Origin of the sequence: Tanticharoenia sakaeratensis NBRC 103193, assembly GCF_000963885.1 — a bacterium.
Taxonomy (GTDB): domain Bacteria; phylum Pseudomonadota; class Alphaproteobacteria; order Acetobacterales; family Acetobacteraceae; genus Tanticharoenia; species Tanticharoenia sakaeratensis.
Genome location: NZ_BALE01000010.1, coordinates 131851 through 151245, shown reverse-complemented (window position 1 = coordinate 151245; position 19395 = coordinate 131851). Strand labels below are relative to the sequence as shown.

18 protein-coding genes are annotated in these 19395 nt (G+C 64.9%); 6 read left to right on the top strand and 12 right to left on the bottom strand.

Translation table 11 applies throughout. The features are described 5' to 3' along the window. Positions 1–116: 116 nt before the first annotated feature. The 4 genes from lpxA to fzlA all read right to left on the bottom strand — a co-directional run bounded on the left by lpxA (position 117) and on the right by fzlA (position 3534). Positions 117–929, bottom strand: coding sequence for an acyl-ACP--UDP-N-acetylglucosamine O-acyltransferase (gene lpxA, locus B8446_RS04565; RefSeq protein WP_199484044.1), 813 nt, complete (start codon positions 927–929; stop codon positions 117–119). A gap of 113 nt (positions 930–1042) precedes the next feature. Beyond that, a complete protein-coding gene (locus B8446_RS04560) occupies positions 1043–1594 on the bottom strand; it encodes a type 1 glutamine amidotransferase domain-containing protein (protein ID WP_048847671.1) in 552 nt (183 codons plus the stop codon). A 63-nt stretch (positions 1595–1657) separates the two neighbouring features. Further along, positions 1658–2839, bottom strand: coding sequence for a BaiN/RdsA family NAD(P)/FAD-dependent oxidoreductase (locus B8446_RS04555; protein ID WP_048847669.1), 1182 nt, complete (start codon positions 2837–2839; stop codon positions 1658–1660). A 26-nt stretch (positions 2840–2865) separates the two neighbouring features. Continuing rightward, positions 2866–3534 (bottom strand): FtsZ-binding protein FzlA, encoded by a 669-nt coding sequence (gene fzlA / locus B8446_RS04550; RefSeq protein ID WP_048847667.1) that lies wholly within the window; start codon positions 3532–3534, stop codon positions 2866–2868. Between the two features lie 258 nt (positions 3535–3792). On the opposite strand from fzlA, the gene minC reads away from it, so the two are divergent. From minC to B8446_RS04520, 6 genes are all read left to right on the top strand, one after another. Continuing rightward, on the top strand, positions 3793–4515 hold the full coding sequence (minC, locus tag B8446_RS04545; protein ID WP_048848032.1) for a septum site-determining protein MinC: 723 nt from the start codon (positions 3793–3795) through the stop codon (positions 4513–4515). 120 nt (positions 4516–4635) lie between these two features. Beyond that, complete coding sequence (minD, locus tag B8446_RS04540) at positions 4636–5451, top strand: septum site-determining protein MinD (protein ID WP_048847664.1); 816 nt, start codon at positions 4636–4638, stop codon at positions 5449–5451. Then, entirely contained in the window at positions 5448–5723 is a 276-nt protein-coding gene (gene minE, locus B8446_RS04535) for a cell division topological specificity factor MinE (protein ID WP_048847662.1), read from the top strand. The genes minD and minE overlap by 4 nt, the downstream gene beginning before the upstream one ends. A 27-nt stretch (positions 5724–5750) precedes the next feature. Next, entirely contained in the window at positions 5751–6125 is a 375-nt protein-coding gene (locus B8446_RS04530) for a YidB family protein (RefSeq protein WP_048847660.1), read from the top strand. 158 nt (positions 6126–6283) lie between these two features. After that, a complete protein-coding gene (locus B8446_RS04525) occupies positions 6284–8590 on the top strand; it encodes a TonB-dependent receptor (RefSeq protein ID WP_048847659.1) in 2307 nt (768 codons plus the stop codon). Positions 8591–8601: 11 nt separating this feature from the next. Beyond that, the gene (locus B8446_RS04520) at positions 8602–9330 is read left to right on the top strand and encodes a DUF72 domain-containing protein (RefSeq protein WP_048847657.1); all 729 of its coding nucleotides are present in this window, start codon (positions 8602–8604) and stop codon (positions 9328–9330) included. Here the strand turns inward: B8446_RS04520 and B8446_RS16700 are convergent. The 8 genes from B8446_RS16700 to B8446_RS04485 all read right to left on the bottom strand — a co-directional run bounded on the left by B8446_RS16700 (position 9321) and on the right by B8446_RS04485 (position 18807). Then, entirely contained in the window at positions 9321–9452 is a 132-nt protein-coding gene (locus B8446_RS16700; RefSeq protein ID WP_264921613.1) for a hypothetical protein, read from the bottom strand. The genes B8446_RS04520 and B8446_RS16700 overlap by 10 nt on opposite strands. A 116-nt stretch (positions 9453–9568) precedes the next feature. After that, positions 9569–10618, bottom strand: a complete 1050-nt coding sequence (locus tag B8446_RS04515; protein WP_048847654.1) for an SDR family oxidoreductase — start codon at positions 10616–10618, stop codon at positions 9569–9571. 189 nt (positions 10619–10807) lie between these two features. Continuing rightward, entirely contained in the window at positions 10808–11269 is a 462-nt protein-coding gene (locus tag B8446_RS04510) for a GNAT family N-acetyltransferase (RefSeq protein ID WP_048848030.1), read from the bottom strand. Positions 11270–11620: 351 nt separating this feature from the next. After that, entirely contained in the window at positions 11621–12625 is a 1005-nt protein-coding gene (gene holA / locus B8446_RS04505) for a DNA polymerase III subunit delta (RefSeq protein WP_048847652.1), read from the bottom strand. A 7-nt stretch (positions 12626–12632) separates the two neighbouring features. Then, positions 12633–13298: a lipoprotein gene (locus B8446_RS04500; protein ID WP_048847650.1), complete on the bottom strand. Its 666-nt coding sequence runs from the start codon at positions 13296–13298 to the stop codon at positions 12633–12635. Positions 13299–13303: 5 nt separating this feature from the next. Further along, complete coding sequence (gene leuS, locus B8446_RS04495; RefSeq protein ID WP_048847648.1) at positions 13304–15901, bottom strand: leucine--tRNA ligase; 2598 nt, start codon at positions 15899–15901, stop codon at positions 13304–13306. Positions 15902–15939: 38 nt separating this feature from the next. Further along, a complete protein-coding gene (locus B8446_RS04490) occupies positions 15940–16461 on the bottom strand; it encodes a DUF3576 domain-containing protein (RefSeq protein WP_048847646.1) in 522 nt (173 codons plus the stop codon). A gap of 147 nt (positions 16462–16608) precedes the next feature. Further along, positions 16609–18807 carry an AfsR/SARP family transcriptional regulator gene (locus B8446_RS04485; RefSeq protein ID WP_048847644.1) on the bottom strand — a complete coding sequence of 733 codons (2199 nt, stop codon included), beginning with the start codon at positions 18805–18807 and terminating at the stop codon, positions 16609–16611. Positions 18808–19395: the final 588 nt, after the last annotated feature.

Below are 19395 nucleotides of genomic sequence, written 5' to 3'. Positions count from 1 at the left end.
ACCAGCACTCGCCCGCGAAAAAGGCAGGACAATGGCGGGAACGTTTCGGTCGTGCGGCGGCCCGGATGTTGCGCCTGCAGCCCGCGCGCCTATCGGCTGACGCGCATACCGTAATGTCAGGCGGCAACAAGCCCGCGTCGCGATGCCACAACGAACTCGATCAATTCGTGTCCCGCGGCACAATGCGCCCGATCGGCTTCGGCCCGCGCGGCTTCGATCCGGGCTGCGCGATCGAGACCCGATTTGAACAGGGCGCGGAACACGCGCCGCAGTGCCAGGACATCGGCTTCGACGAAGCCGGCGCGGCGCAGGCCGACATCGTTCAGCGCGACCAGACGCGCGCGATCCCCCTGCACGAGACAGAACGGCGGCACGTCCTGCGCTACCATGGCGCCACCTGCAATGAAGGCGTGACGCCCGATCCGTGCGTGCTGATGCACGGCGCACAGGCCGCTGAGGATGGCGTAATCGCCGATCTCGATATGGCCGGCGAGTGTGGCACCGTTCACCAGATGGACGTGATTGCCGAGCCTGCAGTCATGCGCGACGTGGCTCGACACCATCAGCAGATTGTCGTCGCCGATGACCGTTTCGCCGCCGCCCTGGATGGTGCCCGGATGAATGGTGGCGTTTTCGCGGATGATGTTGCGGTGGCCGATGACCAGTCTTGTTCGCTCGCCATGCCATTTCAGATCCTGCGGCGCAGCACCGACGGATGCGAACTGGAAGATCTGGTTGCCATCCCCGATCTCGGTCACGCCATCGATCACGACATGCGGGCCGATCCGATTGCCCGCGCCAATGCGCACGTCGGGGCCTATGACGCTGTAAGGGCCGATCGATGTCCCCTCCCCGATCCACGCGCCCTCGGCAATGACGGCCGTCGGATGAATGTCGGTAGTGGGATGAATCGAAAGAATGGCGGTCAAGCAGGCCTCATACGGTGAAAATGAAGGACACCGGTGCGTGTCTCCACTCACCGCATGGGCGCGGATTTAAGGCAAGTCAGGAACTGTTTCCCGCTGTTGCAGTGCGCGCGGGATCAGCCTGCGCGTTCGCCCAGAACGTGCGGGATCAGCGCCTGGCAGAATGCCGGGAGATCGTGCGGATTGCGCGACGTGAGCAGTGTTCCGTGCTGGACCGCTTCCTGATCGACCCAGGTGGCACCCGCGTTTTCAAGGTCCACCCGCAGCGAGGGCCATGACGTCATCGTATGTCCCGAGACACCGCCGGCATTGATGAGCGTCCAGGCGCCATGACAGATGGCGGCAATCGGCTTGCGCTCGCTGACGAAGCCCTTCACGAACTCAACGACATCGTCGTCCATCCGCAGCTTGTCCGGATTGGTTGTCCCGCCCGGCAGCACCAGTGCCGCGAACCCGTTCGATCGCAGGTCTCGCGCTCGTGCGCCGACCTCGAGCCTGGATGCCGGCTTGACGTCCGCATTCATGGCCTGGATCTGGCCGGACTCGATCGATACCAGTGTCACCTGTGCGCCCGCGGCGTGCAGCGCCTTGACCGGTTCGTTGTATTCGATCTCCTCGACGCCGTCCGTTGCCAGAACCGCGACCTTCTTCCCGTCGAGCTTGCCCATGACCGTTCTCCATCGAATGTCAGTTCCGATGGAAAGTGCAACGCATACGTCCCGGTCGGTTTCCTAGGCTGCCATCCCGGCCGCGTGACCGCTGGCCCACGCCCACTGGAAATTGTAGCCGCCGAGCCAGCCGGTAACGTCCACGGCCTCGCCTACACAGAACAGGCCGGGGACGTTGCGCGCCTCCAGCGTCTTCTGGTCGAGATCGCGCGTATCTATCCCGCCGCGCATCACCTCGGCCTTGGCATAGCCCTCCGTCCCGCCGGGTCGATAGACGAAGGCGGACAGCCGCTGGGCGATCACGCGCAGGACGCGGTCGGGTAGATTGCCCGCAGTCACGTCCGGCAAGGCCAGTTCCCCCGCGAGCTTCGCAGCCAGACGCGCAGGAACCAGACCGTGCAGAACAGAGGCGGCCTGCGCGCGGGGGCGCGCCGATCGTGCCTCCCGCAGGGCTGCAAACGCGTCGCGTCCGGGCAGGAGGTCCAGCATGATGTCATCCTGACGCCAGTAGGACGAGATCTGCAGGATCGCCGGACCGGACAGTCCCCGATGTGTGAAGACGAGCCCATCCGCGAACCCGATCTTGCCGATGCTGGCGCGCGCCGACAGCGATACGCCCGCAAGGGACGCATCCGCATTCGCATCCGTCAGCGGGACGAGGGCCGGCGCGGTTTCCACGATCCCAAGGCCGAACTGCCGCGCGGTGCGCAGCGCGAAATCGGTCGCCCCGAGCTTGGGGATGGCAAGGCCACCGGTCGCAAGCACGACCGATGCGCATGCCATTGCGCCGCGATCGGTCACGACGCGAAAGCGCGTACCTCGTCCGTGCTCCACCGTCACGACCGAGACCGATACCGGCCAGTGGCAGGCAACGCCTGCGGCATCGCACTCTGCCTGCAACATCGCGACGATGTCGCGCGCCGAGTTATCGCAGAACAGTTGTCCCGGCGTCTTTTCATGCCAGGCGATGCGGTGGCGTTCGACCAGGGCAAGGAAATCGCGCGGCGTGTAGCCGGCGAGCGCCGAGCGGGCGAAATGCCTGTTTTCGGACAGGAACCGCTCGGCACTGGCGTCGAGATGCGTGAAATTGCACCGCCCGCCGCCGGAAATCAGGATCTTGCGTCCCGGCTCGGGCGCATGATCCAGAAGGACGGTCGCGCGCCCGCGCTGCCCTGCACGGGCTGCCGCCATCATACCGGCAGCACCTGCGCCGATCACGACCACATCGCAGCGATCGGGCATCATGTCACCCCTGTCTGAAGCGGGCGTTTTCAGAAGTCGAGATCGGCGTAATGATCGGGCGGCGTGAAGCCGCTGATCCGGTCGTTCAGGACGGCACGAAAACACGGCCGCGACTTCACCCGCGCATACCAGTCCTTCACCGCCGGCGCCTTCGACCAGTCGATGTCGCCGATGAAGTCGAGACAGGACAGATGGGCGGCGGCGGCAAAATCGGCGAGCGAGAGCATGTTGCCGGCAAGCCATGTGCGGTGCTCGGCAAGCCATCCGATGTAGTCAAGATGAAAGCGGATGTTCGCATATCCTGCCCGCAGCGCGCCGCCGTCGGGATTGCCGCGGCCGGACAGTCGCTTGTCCACTTTCTCGCCCAGCAGGTTGCGCGAGACTTCCTGCGTGAACTTGCCTTCGAACCAGGCCATGAGCCGGCGCACTTCCACGCGTTCGGCCAGCGTCCGGCCGAGCAGCGGCGTGTCGGGATAGGCATCCTCGAGATATTCGCAGATGACACCGGCGCCGGGGATCAGCAGGCCGTTTTCCTCGACCAGGAGCGGCACTTCGCCGGCCGGATTCAGCGCGAGGAACTCCTCGCGGCGTTCCCAGACGCGTTCGGTCAGCGGTTCATAAGGCAGGCGTTTCTCGCCCAGGGCCAGGCGGACCTGGCGGCATTGCGGCGACAGCGGCAGGTGATGGAGGATCCTCATGCGCGCAATCTATCATCGCTCATCCGCGCAACAAGGCCCCAGGATCGAGGCTCCGCGCGTGCTGCTCGACAGTCCAAATCGCACCCTGTAGGTAACGAACACAGTCCTTATTGTTCCCGGAAAGTCCGAGCCGCCTTGTCCAACGCGCCCCCATCGAACGCATCCACGCCGCATGCGTCGCCGTCGAACGCGCCCTCGCCGGACGGGCCCGAGGCTCCCGCGCAGCCGCCTTCGACACACGAGACGCCGGCTGCGGACGTGCCGCCCGCCCCCGTGCGGATCCGCGCACGCGGCCGCTCGTTCCTGGCCCTCGTGCTGTCGCCGGAACGTCCTCTGACTGCCTGGCTCGCGGGTCTCGACGCCCAGATCGCACGCTCGGCCGCATTCCTTGCGGGCAAGCCGATCATTCTCGATCTGAGCCTGCTCGATCCCGACGACGAAGGGCTTGCCGAGCTCCTGCCGGCGCTTGTCGCACGCGACATCCGCGTAATCGGGATCGAGGGCTGCACGCGCGAATGGACCCAGCTTGCGGACTGGGACTGGCCGGATGCGCTGGGCGGCGGCCGGGCATCGGGCGCCATCGACATTCCGGAGACGGACGTGCCGGATGCCGCGATCGCGGACGTGCCTGCGGCCACGGCACCTGCACATCCGGTTCCGCTCGTGGTCGAACAGCCGGTGCGCTCGGGCCAGAGCATCGTTCATCTGGAAGGCGACGTGATCGTGATCGGCAGCGTCTCCTCAGGCGCCGAGATCGTCTCCTCGGGCTCGATCCATGTACACGGCAGCCTGCGCGGGCGGGCGATCGCAGGCTTCGGCGGCCATCCGGAATCCCGCATTTTCGCCCGCGACATGCGCACCGAACTGCTGGCGATCGACGGCTATTACATGACCGCCGAGGACATCGGGGACGAAGTTCTGGGACACCCGGCACAGGCGCTTCTCGAAGGCGAAAACCTGATCGTGCGGAAACTGCCTTAAAAAGAATACTTTGACGCAACCATTTCACGATTGCGAAGTCCGCCGAACGATCCTTAAAGTCTCTCCATCTTCCCGCGACGAGTCGCGCGGGCGTGGACGCAGGTTTTTTTTGGAGCGCAGATGGCGAAGGTTCTGGTTGTAACTTCGGGTAAGGGCGGTGTGGGCAAGACCACGTCGACTGCTGCCCTCGGCGCTGCCCTTGCCCAGAGCGGCCAGAACGTGGTGGTCGTCGATTTCGACGTAGGCCTGCGCAATCTCGATCTCGTCATGGGGGCCGAGCGCCGCGTGGTGTTCGACCTGATCAACGTCGTTCAGGGCGATGCGAAGCTCGCTCAGGCGCTGATCCGCGACAAGCGCTGCGAGACGCTGTCGATCCTCCCCGCCTCGCAGACACGCGACAAGGATGCGCTGACCGCCGACGGCGTGGCGCGCGTGATGGACGAGCTGCGCGAGAAATTCGACTGGGTGGTCTGCGACAGCCCGGCCGGCATCGAGCGCGGCGCGCAACTTGCGATGTATCACGCCGACCAGGCCGTGGTGGTCACCAATCCCGAAGTCAGCTCCGTGCGGGACAGCGACCGCATCATCGGCCTGCTCGACAGCACGACCGAGCGCGCCAAACGCGGCGAGAAGATGGAGAAGCACCTCCTTCTCACGCGCTACGATCCGGCCCGTGCGGCCCGTGGCGAGATGCTGCGGACCGAGGACGTGCTGGAAATCCTGTCGATTCCGTTGCTCGGCATCATTCCCGAGAGCGAGGACGTGCTGCGCGCGTCCAACATCGGTTCGCCGGTCACGCTCGCGCACCCGGACAGCGCACCCGCACGCGCCTATTTCGAGGCGGCACGCCGGCTCGAGGGCGAGAAGATCGATGTGAGCGTGCCGGTCGAGAAGCGCGGCCTCTTCGACTGGCTGTTCAAGAAGAGGGTCGCATGAGCTTTCTCACCAATCTCTTTGCCAAGCGCAATTCCGGCGCGGTCGCACGCGACCGGCTGCAGATCCTGCTGGCGCATGAGCGTCACGGCGATACCGGAGATTCGGAACTGATCGCCAAGCTGCACCGCGAGATTCTCGAGGTCATCGCGCGCCACGTCTCCGTGGATCAGGACAAGGTGCAGATCAAGGTCGACCGGTCAACCGGATGTTCGCTCCTTGAAATCGACGTCGAGGTCCCGCAGCTTCAGGCCCCGGCGCGTCAGAGCGCCTGACCTGACAGAGAACACGGAGAGCGGACGATGAGCGGATTTCTGGGCGGCCTGATGAACAAGGCGATGGGTGCGCTGGGCAACCAGGCCGGCGAGCAGGTCGGCGGTTCGCTCGGCAACATGCTGCAGGGCGAAGGCCTCCAGATGCTCATCAATCAGGCCCGCAGCAGCGGGCTCGAGGACAAGGTGCGCTCCTGGATCGGCAATGGCGAAAACCTGCCGATTTCCGTGGATGAAATCCGTTCCCTGCTCAGCGACCAGCAGGTCCAGCAGATCGTCTCGAAAACCGGTCTCCCGGCTGCCGTCATCATGCCGGCGCTGGCCGAACTTCTTCCGGCCGCCGTTGACCACGCAACGCCCGAAGGAACAGCCACCGGCCAGACCGGCGCACCAACCCAGGTCTGAACGGAATTTCGCGGACCTGACGTGTGGCGGCAGTGTGACCCTGCCGCCACACCATGCAGTCCACGATGACGATCGACGGCTTTCCTGCCATTGCAATGTTATAACGTAGCAAATATCGTCCCGCCACTTGCTTCGTTTTCGCATCGGTCAGGACTGTCATGCTCTATCGTCTCTTCTCGCGTCCCTCGCGGTTCACAGCGACATTGTTGCTCTGCGGGACCACGAGTGCGGCTTATGCGCAGACCGCGTCGTTCGGCGTTTCCACACCGGCCGAACAGGAAGCCCGCACGAAGCTGCACAGGATCGCAACCGATCAGGCCAACGTCACGGCTATCCGGACGGCAGGCACTCCCAGCGCAACGAAGGGCGGTCAGACTGCAGCCCAGCCGGAACAGGTCGTCGTCACGGCGCATCTCGATGCGGAACGGGTAGGCCTGCAGCCCAATACCGGCGCCACCGTCTTTTCGTTTTCCCGTCAGGGCATCGATACCGTGCCGCAGGGCGACAACGCCCCGCTCAACCAGATCCTACTGCAGGCGCCGGGTGTCGCGCAGGACAGCTATGGCCAGATCCACGTGCGCGGCGACCATAACGAGGTGCAGTTCCGCCTGGACGGCGTTCAGCTTCCGGAAGGCCTGACCGTCTTCGGACAGGCGCTCATGACGCGTTTCGCCAATAACATGTCCCTGACGACGGGCGCCCTTCCCAGCGAATACGGCTTCGACCAGGCCGCCGTCATCGACATCACGACGAAGAACGGGACAACGAACCCGGGCGGCGATCTGTCGATCTATGGCGGTGCGAGGGATTACTTCTTCCCGTCGCTTCAATACGGCTTTTCGCATGGAAAATGGGATTTCTTCGCGACGGGCGACTTCGTGCATGACCGCGTCGGCATCGAAAACCCGACATCGAGCTTCAATGCGATCCATGACCTGTCGAACCAGTATCATTTTCTGGGCCATGTCCGTTACACGGCCAATGACACGACCCGCGTCAGCCTGATCGCAGGCGTTTCGAACGCCGAATACCAGCTTCCGAACAATCCCGGTCAGCAAAGGCAGTTCGCGGATTCCTCCTATCTCGGCAGCTCGCTGTCCCAGCAGCTTTACGGCAGCGTCGACAGCGCGAGCCTGAACGAGCGCCAGAAGGAAATCACGGATTTCGGCATCCTCTCGCTCGAAAAGGAGCTGGGCGTCATCAACCTCCAGACGTCCGCCTTCGTGCGCTACAGCAGCCTTGGCTATTCGCCCGATCCGGTCGGCGATCTGGTCTATAACGGCATCGCGCAACGGGCGGAACGCGGCGTGTTCTCGTCAGGAAACCAGACGGATTTCACCTGGCACGTCAGCCACGACCACACGATCCGCTTCGGTGGACAGGCCTTCATCGAGCGCAATATCTCGAAGACCGATTCCACGGTTTTCTCGGAGATCGGTGACGATGGCGACGGCAATCCGGTCTACTCCACGACGCCCACGACCATCCATCAGGGCAGCGGGCTGACCGGCTGGATTTGGGGCCTGTACGCGCAGGATGAGTGGCACGTCACCCACAACTTCATCATCAATTACGGCCTGCGCTACGACGGCGTCTCGGAATATACGCACGCACAGCAGTTGAGCCCGCGCATCAATGTGGTCTACATGCCCTGGCGCGGCGGCGCGTTGCATGCCGGTTATTCCCGCTATCTGACACCGCCGCCGTTCGAACAGGTTGGCGGCACGTCACTTGCGGCTTTCGCGAACACCTCGGCCGCACCGGGCACGTTGCAGGACTCTCCGGTCAAGGCAGAGCGCGACCACTATTTCGACGGCGGCATCGCACAGGAAATCCTGCCCGGCTGGCACGCCTCGTTCGATGCCTATTTGAAGCTGGCGCATAACCTGATCGATGAAGGCCAGTTCGGCTCCCCGGTCATTCTGTCCGCGTTCAACTATCGACGCGGGCAGGTCCACGGTTACGAATTCTCGACGACCTACGATCATGGGCCTTGGTCGCTCTACGGGAATGCCGCGTGGTCACGCGCGATCGGCAAGGACATCACGTCGGCCCAGTGGAATTTCGATCCGGATGATCTGGCCTACATCCAGCATCGCTGGATCCATCTCGATCACGACCAGCGCTGGACGGCTTCGGCGGGCGCGGCCTACAGCTTCTTCCACAAGACCGGCCATTCGCTACGCGTCTCCGGCACGATGGTGTATGGCAGCGGCCTGCGGGCCGACGGTGCGGTCCCGAACGGCATTTCCGTGCCGCAATACGAGACGTTCAACCTCAGCGCCGTGCAGTCGTTCAAGGACCTGTTCCACCTGTCCTTCCTCAAGCGCACGCAGCTCCGGCTTGACGTGATCAACCTGTTCGACAAACGCTATGAACTGCGCACCGGGTCAGGCATCGGTGTCGGCGCCCCGCAGTGGGGTCTGCGCCGGACGATCTATACGGGAATTTCCCAGCGCTTCTGAAGGATCCCGGCATGGATATACGGATCGGCACGGCGGGCTGGAGCATTCCGCCGCGGCATGCCGATCTGTATCCTGCCGAGGGCAGCCACCTCGAGCGGTACGCCGCGCTGTTCGACACGGTGGAAATCAACTCCTCATTCTATCGGCCACATCGCCGCACCACCTACGTGCGATGGGCAGACACAGTGCCGGAGACCTTCCGGTTTTCGGTCAAGTTCCCGCGGACGATCACGCATGAGCACAAGCTCGCGGATACGGATGAGCTGATCGCAGCCTTTCTGGATGGCGTGACCGGCCTTAGACAAAAGCTCGGGCCGCTGCTGATCCAGCTCCCTCCGCGACTTGTCTTCGACCATCATCGCGTGGCGCATTTTATGGAGACGCTGCGCGCACAATTCGATGGCGCGCTGGCCTGCGAGCCGCGTCATCCAAGCTGGGCGTCCGACGCCGCTGAAGATCTGCTTCGGGATTATCAGGTCGCGCGGGTGGATGCGGACCCAGCAGTCATTCCCGTAATAAACCGCACCTCCAGTAATGCGCCACTGCATTACATCCGGCTGCATGGCGCGCCGGAAATCTATGTCTCCGCTTACGACGATGCCTTCATCGCCGCGCTCGCAAACCGGATCGAGAAACTCGATGCACCTGTCTGGTGCATTTTCGACAATACCGCCTGGGGTGCTGCGTCAGATGACGGCAGACGCCTCAAGGCGGCGCTGACGGCGCGTATTCAGAAATAGCCGACCCAGAGGGCGACGCCCCAGAACAGCGTCGCGCCTGCGATGCAGGTGCCCATCAGCAATTTGTGGGGCTCGGCGCGGAAGGCTTCACGGGCGGTGTGTGTGGAGACGTGCACGTTCATGATGAACAACTCCTTTTCTGACCGCCTTTTACGCCCTTCCTTTCCGCCGGATTACACTCAGTTAATGCATATCTGCTTCGCCGGCCGTGCAGGCGAAGCAATGCAATGTCACGAAATCAGCCCGGCACGCCGGTGCCGCCGGTGATGCCGTAAACCTGCCCCGTGATGTAGCTGCCATCCGTGGACGCCAGCGTCACATAGACCGGCGCAATCTCAGCCGGCTGGCCAGGGCGATCGAAAGGAACGGTCGTGCCGTATTTCTCGACAGCCGACATCGGCTGCCCGCCGCAAACCTGCAAAGGCGTCCAGAACGGACCCGGTGCCACAGCATTGACCCGGATGCCCTTCGACAGAAGCTGCTTTGCCAAGCTCTTGGTCAGGTTGGCGATGCCAGCCTTCGTGATGCTGTAATCGACGATGATCTGCGACGGGCTGTAGGCATTGGACGATGCCGTATTCACGATCGAACTGCCCGGCTTCAGGTGCGGCACGGCGGCCTTGGTGATCCAGAACAGCGCGTAGAGATTGGTCTTCAGCGTCCAGTCGAAATCCTCGGTCGACAGGTCGAGAATGCTCTCATGATAATGCTGGCGCCCGGCGCAGTTCACGAGCGTGTCGAGACCGCCCAGGCCGGCGACGGCATCGGCAACCAGCTTCTGGCAAAAGGCCTCGGAGCGAATGTCACCCGGCAGCGCCACGGCCTTGCGTCCTGCCTTGCGGATCAGGGCGATCACCTCGCGCGCGTCTTCTTCTTCCTGCGGCAGATAGTTGATCGCGACATCGGCTCCTTCCCGCGCGAATGCGATTGCAGCCGATCGGCCAAGGCCGGAATCGCCGCCGGTAATCAGCGCACGGCGGCCCGCCATCCGGCCGCTGCCGTGATAGCTCGTCTCGCCACAATCGGGACGCGGATGCATGCGCGACTGGAGACCGGGCCACTCCTGCGGCTGGGACTCGAACGGGGCATGAGGATAGAGCGTGCGCGGATCGGCGATCGGCGCTGCCGGACTTCCCGCAGGATTCCCTTCGGCCTGTGCGCTCGATACACGACCGCCTGCCACCATGCCGGCCAGCCCGAGGGTCGCACCCGTCAGAACGGAACGCCGCCCGGACGACGCCTGCGGCTCGGCCGGATTACGGGTGTCGGGGGTCTGGTCATCACTCATGGGGCTGGTCCTGGTCGCTATCTGTCAGAATGTTGCCGGGCGGGCCGACGTGCTGAGACAAACGCGGTCAGGAGAGCGGGTTGCCTCACGGATGCGTGATGACAGTCCTGCAAGGGCGACAGACTGGATGACGTTACCGGGCTTGCGAGCGCTGATCCTCGCACCCGGCGTAGCCAAAAGACACATGCTTCATGCGAGCGGGAGATGCAGGAACTGGTTGAACTCGCTCTTCTGGTACGAAGAAAACGCGTCACCGTTGTGAAAACCGCGCTTTCTATACAGGGCAAGCGCCGGTTCGAATGCTGCACCGCTTCCGGTTTCCAGACTCAGGCGGCGTACGCCGCGCGCCTGTGCATGAAAGATGATCGCTTCGAGAATTCGTGCTCCGGCGCCTCTGCGGATGAAATCAGGATGTGTGCGCATCGACTTCACCTCCGCATCGCCATCCGGCAGCATTTTCAGCGCACCGACGGCGGCAATCCTGTCGCCATGCCACGCCGTCCATACGGTGACCTCCGGCATCTGCAATCCGGACAGATCGAGTGCGAAAACGCTGCCCGGTGGCGAGTTCGCGTGCATCCCCTCGAGATGGAGTCTCAGGAGATCGCGTGTCTGATCGCCTGACAGGTCATCGATCCGGAGCGTAAACATCTGCATCCTCGCTGGCACATCGGCAGGATAAACCCTGCACCCAGGATACGCGAACGATCGCGCTCGATGACAGGCGATCCCGGGACTGTCGGGCGCGTATGCACGTGGACCGTGATATGCGTGCGGGCAGCCGGGCCGCAAACTATGGAGATCGTCGCGTGCCGGACGCCGCGATACGGCGCCAGTCTCTGCAGCGCCTGGCTACGGGACCGATCCTGCATCGTCGGCGATCGCGATCTTGTCGCTTGCACCCTTGCCTTGCCGCACCCCGAAAAGGTTTGTCCTTCCCGACGTTGGTCGGCAGCCGCATTCATGCAGCCCTCGCCGACCACATCATGCCTGGAACCATGTTCATGCAGAGCGGCGGGCCGCCGCAATCTCCGCGATATGGCGGCGGCACAGCGCCATGTCGGCAGCACCGGTCTGTTTGCATGCCAGTTCGAACGCCTGCGTCCGGCGCAGTGCACGGAGTAATGCGGCGGCGGACCATCGTTCGAGCGCACGTTCGAAAGCCGCCAGGCGTTTGAAGAAGACCGGCGGACGCAGCGCCTTGATGGCGTCGCCCCGGGACTGCCCCATGTCCATCCCTGCCCTGACCCGCTGGAGACGGCCCAGCGCGCCCAGCATGGCCCGCGCGACCGCTACGGGATTGACCCCGTCCGCCAGTGCGCGTTCGAGCGCACGATCTGCGCCCGCCCGATCGCCGGACAGCGCACCCCAGATCGCATCATCCAGGGACGCAGCACCGGCATCGGCCACGATTTCGGTGACAGCATCCAGATCCAGCGTTCCGCCTTCACCGGCATACAGCACGAGTTTCTCGATCTCGGCGCGCACCATCGCACGGTCCGGGCTTAACCGACCGGTCAGCCAGTCGAGCGCATCGCGATCGATCCGCACACGACGTTCCGAGAGCATGGCGGTAACGGACGCAGAGAGGTTCCGTCCCTCCTCGGGATAGCAGCCGATGCTGGCGATGGACGACGCCTGATCGGCCAGTGCGCGCAGCTTCGCGCGTGACATCAGGCCCGGGGCTTCCACCACGATCAGCGTGTCGCTGTCCTGATCCAGGACGCGCTTGAGCATCGGCACGATGGCGTCATTGCCGTCGCGCAACCAGACGACGCGACGTCCGCCGATCAGGGAGAGTGCCTGCGTCTCTTCCTCAAGCCGGACATGCTGCTCGCGCTCGAGCGCCACGACACGGAACGCATCGTCCAGCGATTCCGCAACGACGCGCACCGCCGCCTGCGCGCGCTCGCGGATCAGTCCATGATCATCGCCATAGAGCACGATGGCCCGCCATTTTCCGGCCTGTTCAAGCGTGCGCGCAGCCGAGCGGGCATCGATCTTCATGAAAGACTTACTGGTCGTCGCCGTTCTGCGACGGATCGAGCCGCCCGGTCGCCGACGCAGGGAACCCGTCCGGGCCGGCCTTCTCGACCGGCGGGCCATTGGCCGTCGGAAGCGCCGTCGGATCGACATAACCCGGCGCACCGGACGGCGTTTCGACCGGCGGCTTCACGTGCGAGCTGATCCAGATGGCGACTTGCTGGCGGATCGTGCCCGCGAGCGTTTCGGCCACCCGCTTCTGGACGTTTTCGTCATCAAGTGTCTGGGCGAACAACTGTTCGAATGTCGGCGAGTAACCGTCCAGTGTGACCGCGTCGCCTTGCGCCAGCAGGGCCGGACTGGGCGATACCGAGAACAGGGACCAGTGCGCATGACCTTCCACGCGCATGCGCCCGGAGGTGTTGTCACTGTGAATGTCGATCGCCTGTTCCGAGGCCGACGACGAGACCTGCAAGGTATATCCGTCCGGTTCGGTCTGAGACGCGCCGCCCAGCTCCTGCTGAAGGGCGAGCCTCAGTTCCTGGCCGTAGCGGTTGGGAATGTTCGCGACATAGACGCGCGTCAGTTCGCTGGCGACATCGGGACGCGTCGCGCCCTGATGTCCATAGAGCGGCTGGAATCCGCAGCCCGCAAGCCCGAGGGGCGCCAGAAGTCCGAACCAGCGCAGCGCCCGCATCGGTTTCACCCTGCCACGACGAAATTGACGATTCGGTTCGGCACATGCACGCGCTTGACGATGCGCCGCCCGTCGATCGCATGAGCAACCGCTGCTTCCGCCAGGGACAGGACCGTCTCGGCCGGGCTGTCAGGCGCCACTTCGATCGTGCCGCGCAGCTTGCCGCCGACCTGCACGCCGAGCGTCACCTGCGTCACCGCAAGCCACTTCTCCTCGGCCTTGGGCCACGGCCGTGCAACAGCCATCGGGCCACCCGGCTCGATCAGGGCCAGCATGTCTTCCGCCAGATGCGGCATCATGGGTGCCACCAGCAGGCACAACGTGCGGGCGGCTTCGCGGCGCGCCGCATCGAGCCCCGCCCCCTCGGCGCGTTCCGCCTCGGCAAGGCTCGATGTCAGTTCATGCAGTCGCGCCACCGCCACGTTGGGCGTCATGTCGTCGAGTGCCGACGTGACCGCGGCGATCGTGCGGTGCGTGGCGCGCAGCAAAGCCTCGGCAGCCGGACTGATCGTCCCGTCATCGGATACGGACGGGCTGGCCGCCACGGCCGTGACGACACGATAAAGGCGCTGTCCGAAGCGGGCGGCCGCAGCGACGCCGGCTTCCGTCCATTCCATGTCGCGCTCGGGCGGGCTGTCCGACAGGACGAACCACCGCGCGGTATCGGCGCCGAAACGCTCGATGATCGCAACCGGCGAGACCGTGTTGCGGCGGGACTTGGACATCTTCTCGGACCGGCCGATCTCGACGACCGCACCGGTATCGCGGCGGAACGCGCCATCAGCACGGCGCTCGATCTCGTCCGGATAGAGCCAGCCGCTCTGGTCGCGGTAGCTTTCGTGCGTGACCATGCCTTGGGTGAACAGCCCGGCGAACGGTTCCTCGACCGCGAAATGACCGGTCTCGGCCATGGCACGGGTAAAGAAACGGGCATAGAGCAGATGCAGGATCGCGTGCTCGACACCGCCGATGTACTGGTCGACCGGCAGCCACCCGTTTGCTGCGGCCGGCACGGTGGGCGCATCGGCATGCGGCGCCGTGAAGCGCGCGAAATACCACGAGCTGTCGACGAAGGTGTCGAACGTGTCGGTCTCGCGAACGGCCGCCGCGCCGCATTGCGGGCAGGCGACATGTTTCCATGTCGGATGATGATCCAGCGGATTGCCGGGCCGATCGAACCGAACGTCTTCGGGCAGGACGACCGGGAGCTGATCGTCCGGCACGGGGACCACGCCGCAGCTCTCGCAATGCACGAACGGGATCGGGCATCCCCAGTAGCGCTGACGGGAAACGCCCCAGTCACGCAGACGCCAGTTCACGACGCCGCGGCCAACACCCATGGCTTCGAGCCGCTCGATTGCAGCCCGCTTGCCATCCGTGGTCGCCAGCCCGTCCAGAAAGCCCGAATTGATCAGCGTGCCGGCACCTGTCGTGGCCGTGGCGCCGATCGTGAACGTCTCGGCGTCCTCGCCCTGCGGGAGCACGACCACCGGAACCGGCAATCCATATTTGCGCGCGAAATCCAGATCGCGCTGATCGCCACACGGGCAGCCGAACACGGCGCCGGTGCCATATTCCGACAGCACGAAATTCGCGATCCAGACCGGGCTCTGACGCTCCGGATCGAACGGATTGGCGACACGCAGGCCCGTATCGAAGCCCCGCTTTTCCGCAGCTTCGATCGCCTCTTCCGACGTGCCGAGGCGGCGGCATTCCTCGATGAAGGCCTGCGCATCAGGATTGCGCACGCCCACTTTCTGCGCCAGCGGATGGTCGGCGGCGATGGCCACGAAACTCATGCCGAATAGCGTGTCCGGGCGCGTCGTATACACTTCGACGGCATCCAGATCGGCATCGAAGGGTTCCGGGGGCGACACCAGCGGGAACCGCACACGCGCACCTTCCGAACGGCCGATCCAGCGCTCCTGCATGATCCGCACGCGTTCCGGCCAGCGATCCAGCGTTGCCAGCGCATCGCGGAGCGGGCCCGCGAACTTCGTGATGGCGAGGAACCACTGCGACAGCAGCTTCTTCTCGATGAGCGCACCCGAGCGCCAGCCGCGACCGTCGACCACCTGCTCGTTGGCGAGCACGGTGTTGTCCACGGGGTCCCAGTTCACGGCGGACTGGCGACGCTCGACCAGGCCCGCGCGATACATGTCCACGAACAGCTTCTGCTGCTTGCCGTAATATTCCGGCAGGCAGGTTGCGATCTCACGGTCCCAGTCGAACGAGAAGCCAAGCTGCTTCAGCGTCGTGCGCATGGCCGCGATGTTGTCCATCGTCCAGGTGCCCGGATGGACGCCACGCTCGCGCGCCGCATTTTCGGCCGGGAGGCCGAATGCGTCCCACCCCATAGGGTGCAGCACCTGAAAGCCCTGCGCGCGCTTGTATCGTGCCACGACATCGCCGAGCGCATAGTTCCGCACGTGGCCCATGTGAAGCTGGCCGGACGGATAGGGAAACATCTCCAGAACGTAGCATTTGGGACGTCCCGGCTCCGGCACGTCAGGCGCGGAGAAGGCACGCGCATCGGCCCAGGCCGTCTGCCAGCGAGGCTCGGCCAGAGTGAAATCATAGGTAACGGGGCCGGTCTCGGACATGACGACGGTCGGGTGCTCCGGAAAAACGCTGGTCGGGATCAGTCGCGGTTGCCGTTGTCGGCGCGAAGCTGACGGGCACGGGCGAGGATACGGGTGGTGATGTCCGACGTCGTGCTGGCCGAGACGGGCGTGTCGACCCAGTCATCGCCCTGGCGAACCTGACGGAAGATCGAAACGCGCAGCGCATCGGAGCGCAGCCGGCGATCGAGAATATAAGCCGCGATCTTGAAGCGCTCGTTCTGGCTGGCCGGCGGCTGGTACCAGTCAGTCAGGATCACGCCACCCACCGCATCGGCGGACGCGAACGGCATGAAGGACAGCGTGTCGAGCGCACCGCGCCACAGATAGGCATTCACGCCACCCTGAAGCTGATCGTCGCCGCCGGTCGCACCGCGATCCTCGCCGATCAGGTGATTGCGCGGACGCGTCAGGCTGTCGGGATCGCGGGCGCTCGAGCACGCGCTCACGCACGCGGCCATCGCCAGCACGCTGACGAACGGCGCAAAGCGGCGCAGGCGGCCGGTTGCTGAGAGAGTGTGTGCGATCGAGCGTGCGGTCATGAGAATCCTGTGTCGAGCGGGCCCGTGCCAGCGGGCGTATTCTCAACGCCCGTCGCATCGGGCGCGGTCCCACGCCCCTCGGCGATGAGCGCGGACGGTCGCTTTCTTATCCTGTGGCGCAACAATCGCCAAGCGCAGGGCGCGTGGTCAGGCCAGTCCGGCGCGCTGCAGGTATGTGACCAGGCGCGCGCGATCCGCTTCCGGCAGAAAGACAAGGCCTCTCACGGCACGGGCTGCGTCCATTCCGCGATGAAGACGCTCAAGCTGCGCGCGCAATGCGGCGACCTCGCTATCACCTTTCTTCACATTCCCGGTCCCGCCGAGTGCTGCAAGCGTTGCGATCAGAGGCAGCGTCTGGCGCGGGTACTGGCTGACCAGCACGCGTCCGAGGCTGAGCGCTTCCTCCAGGCGATCGCAGAGCACGGCAACCAGCAGACCGAGCGGATCGGCGATCGCATCCGCCGAATGGCCGACACGGCTCGCCTGGAAGCGATCGAACAGGACTGCGGCGGCGGCATGCTCGCCCGCGATCACCCGCTGCAGCATCAGTGCCGGCTCCGCCAGCCTGGGGCCGATCAGGCCGCCCGACACCGTGCCTGCCCGTTCCACATAACGTGCGAGGACCGCGCCACCTTGCGCCTGACGTCCAGGCGACATGGTGAGTGCGAGGCCGAGCAGAATACTGGCCAGCATCGAGTCGGGCAGATGAGAGGCCAGAGCCTGCGCCGCATCGCACGCTCCCTCGAACGCTGATGCGTCCCCTTCGAAACCCGAAAACAGGCGCAGGAACGTCAGCCCCACCCAGATCATCGGCTGCTGCGCATCCCGCTGGACCGCCAGTTCGAGCATCTGCGCGCAGTCGTCGAACAGAAGCGGGTCGCGGCGCAGAAGCAGGAGCACTGCGCGCAGGGCAAGCGCGCTCGGGGCCAGATCCGCGCTCGGCCGCGGCAATGCGCGCCGCGCCTCGATCAGCATCAGGGACCAGCCGATCTCGATCGCCAGCTGTTCGATGAACGCCTCGCGGGCCGCGATGTCCGCCGGCAGATCCACACGCATCGCCCACGCGATCGCCCCCGTTCCGGCGCCCCCATGACCGGTCGCCCCATCACGAAGATCGAGCAGGCGCAGCACGAGACGCGCGGCGGCAACGCGATCGCCCGCAGCGGCAGGTGCGCCGCCCGGATCGGCAGCGCTTTCGTCCACGGCGGCATAGGCGGACGGTCCGCCGCCATGCGGCGGTGCGATCACGGTCCCGCGCCGCGCGGGGGGACGAAGGATCGCGTTGAGGACATAGTCCGTGCCCGGCGCGACGCCGTGGCGCGGATCGGACAGCAGGGGATCGGACTGACTGACGACGCTCACCATGCCGAACTGCGACAGGGCGATATCCAGCGTGTCGGACAGATCCTCGGAAAGCGCGTCGTATCCTGCAACGTCGGCGCCGCTTCCCTGCAGGGAGACCGGCGCCACGAAAAGGGCCGTTGCCTGAAGCGTGCCGGGACGAATCGCAGGTGTCGCAGACCGGGCAGGATTCCAGGGCGCGCTGCCTTCGGCGCGTTCGGCACTTCCAGCGCTGGTCTGGCCGGGTGCGCCGGCAATGCTCCGGCCGTTTCGTACCGCCTGGATCGCCGCCATTGTCTCCGGCCCCGGCTGGGCGCCGAGATGGGCCTGGAAGGCATCGATGCAGAGATCGGCGATGCGGATGGCTTCGCCATGTTCTTCCCGGCGCTGGGCCGCATCGAGCCGGGCACGCCAGGCGACCTCGTTCAACTCGTCCAGCCCGAGCAGGCGCTCGGCCGCATCGGCGATCGCAGCCGGGTCCGCGCTCTCGCGAAGGATGCCTTCGATCACCGCACGGACATGGCGCAGGATGCGCGCGCGCTGCTCCGACAGCCACTCGTCGAACATCGGATCGAGCCCGTTGAGTTCCCCGAGAAGGACGTCGCCAGCCTGAGGCGTCAGGTCGAGCGTACGCGCCGTCATGGTCAGCACGCGTTCCGCATCGACCGATGTGAGCGCGGGCTTGAGCGCGAGCGCATGGCGTTGCACGTCGATCACGTCGACGCCGAGCGGGCTCAGCGCATCGAGCAGGCGATGAATTTCCTGCCGCAGGGATGCGCGCGCGAGATCGTCGGGGCGTCGGCTCCACAGCAGTTCGGCAAGCCTTGCGCGCGTGACGGGTTTGCGGTCTCCAAGTGCCAGAATGGCGAGCAGGCCGCGTGTCTTCCCACCGATCGGCAGGACGCTGTCGCCGGTCAGGTTGGTGGCCTCCATTCGGCCAAGCAGTCGCAGGCGCAGGAGCGCCGTATCGGTCGCAGGCAGCTTTCCGCTTGCAAGCCTGTTCATTGGCACGCCCCCCACCCTATTCCGCAAGCGACATCCATCCAGCCAATCTTCAAGAACCGACCGAAGGAAGATTCTTGCCAAGGCGACACGATCCAAGACCGGGCCCGGAAAAACGACGATTCAATTGACCGGCACGCATGATGCAGCGGCAGACAAGTGCGGGTGATGATGGAAATAACGGCGTTTGTCTATGCTTGAGTGCCCCGCTTGGCGCTATTAACGATTCTATACCATTCTTTGGTGATTTTGGCCGTTTGACAGCATTCCGCCGGCGTGTGCGCCGGGGTGCGGCACGCGCTTCTTGTCGGGTTCTTCCCCTTTGGTTATAGCATGGCATGTGTGTGTCCGCGTAGCTCAGCCGGATAGAGCACAGGATTCCTGAAACGCCCGTCGGACGGCTTCGTGCCGCACGAAAGGCAAAATTGGGCGTCGCGAGGGGAAACCGCGCGACGGATCCGCTCAAAGTCGGGGAACGCTCTGGTGCTTCTTGCGCGCCGTGCCGATCCCGAGCCAAGCCGGTCGCCGACTCTCGTGTCGAGGTCAGGGACCGGAAGGTGTAGAGACTGTACGGGTGGCGCCTACCGGTCC

Excerpts from the sequence above, each read along its gene's own strand:
- holA (WP_048847652.1), bottom strand. The coding sequence starts at position 12,625 with ATGAAGATCGATGCCCGCTCGGCTGCGCGCACGCTTGAACAGGCCGGA.
- B8446_RS04525 (WP_048847659.1), top strand. The coding sequence starts at position 6,284 with ATGCTCTATCGTCTCTTCTCGCGTCCCTCGCGGTTCACAGCGACATTG.
- B8446_RS04530 (WP_048847660.1), top strand. The coding sequence starts at position 5,751 with ATGAGCGGATTTCTGGGCGGCCTGATGAACAAGGCGATGGGTGCGCTG.
- B8446_RS04485 (WP_048847644.1), bottom strand. The coding sequence starts at position 18,807 with ATGAACAGGCTTGCAAGCGGAAAGCTGCCTGCGACCGATACGGCGCTC.
- B8446_RS04520 (WP_048847657.1), top strand. The coding sequence starts at position 8,602 with ATGGATATACGGATCGGCACGGCGGGCTGGAGCATTCCGCCGCGGCAT.
- B8446_RS04560 (WP_048847671.1), bottom strand. The coding sequence starts at position 1,594 with ATGGGCAAGCTCGACGGGAAGAAGGTCGCGGTTCTGGCAACGGACGGC.
- leuS (WP_048847648.1), bottom strand. The coding sequence starts at position 15,901 with ATGTCCGAGACCGGCCCCGTTACCTATGATTTCACTCTGGCCGAGCCT.
- minE (WP_048847662.1), top strand. The coding sequence starts at position 5,448 with ATGAGCTTTCTCACCAATCTCTTTGCCAAGCGCAATTCCGGCGCGGTC.
- B8446_RS04555 (WP_048847669.1), bottom strand. The coding sequence starts at position 2,839 with ATGATGCCCGATCGCTGCGATGTGGTCGTGATCGGCGCAGGTGCTGCC.
- B8446_RS04490 (WP_048847646.1), bottom strand. The coding sequence starts at position 16,461 with ATGACCGCACGCTCGATCGCACACACTCTCTCAGCAACCGGCCGCCTG.
- fzlA (WP_048847667.1), bottom strand. The coding sequence starts at position 3,534 with ATGAGGATCCTCCATCACCTGCCGCTGTCGCCGCAATGCCGCCAGGTC.
- minD (WP_048847664.1), top strand. The coding sequence starts at position 4,636 with ATGGCGAAGGTTCTGGTTGTAACTTCGGGTAAGGGCGGTGTGGGCAAG.
- B8446_RS04500 (WP_048847650.1), bottom strand. The coding sequence starts at position 13,298 with ATGCGGGCGCTGCGCTGGTTCGGACTTCTGGCGCCCCTCGGGCTTGCG.
- B8446_RS04510 (WP_048848030.1), bottom strand. The coding sequence starts at position 11,269 with ATGTTTACGCTCCGGATCGATGACCTGTCAGGCGATCAGACACGCGAT.
- B8446_RS16700 (WP_264921613.1), bottom strand. The coding sequence starts at position 9,452 with ATGAACGTGCACGTCTCCACACACACCGCCCGTGAAGCCTTCCGCGCC.
- B8446_RS04515 (WP_048847654.1), bottom strand. The coding sequence starts at position 10,618 with ATGAGTGATGACCAGACCCCCGACACCCGTAATCCGGCCGAGCCGCAG.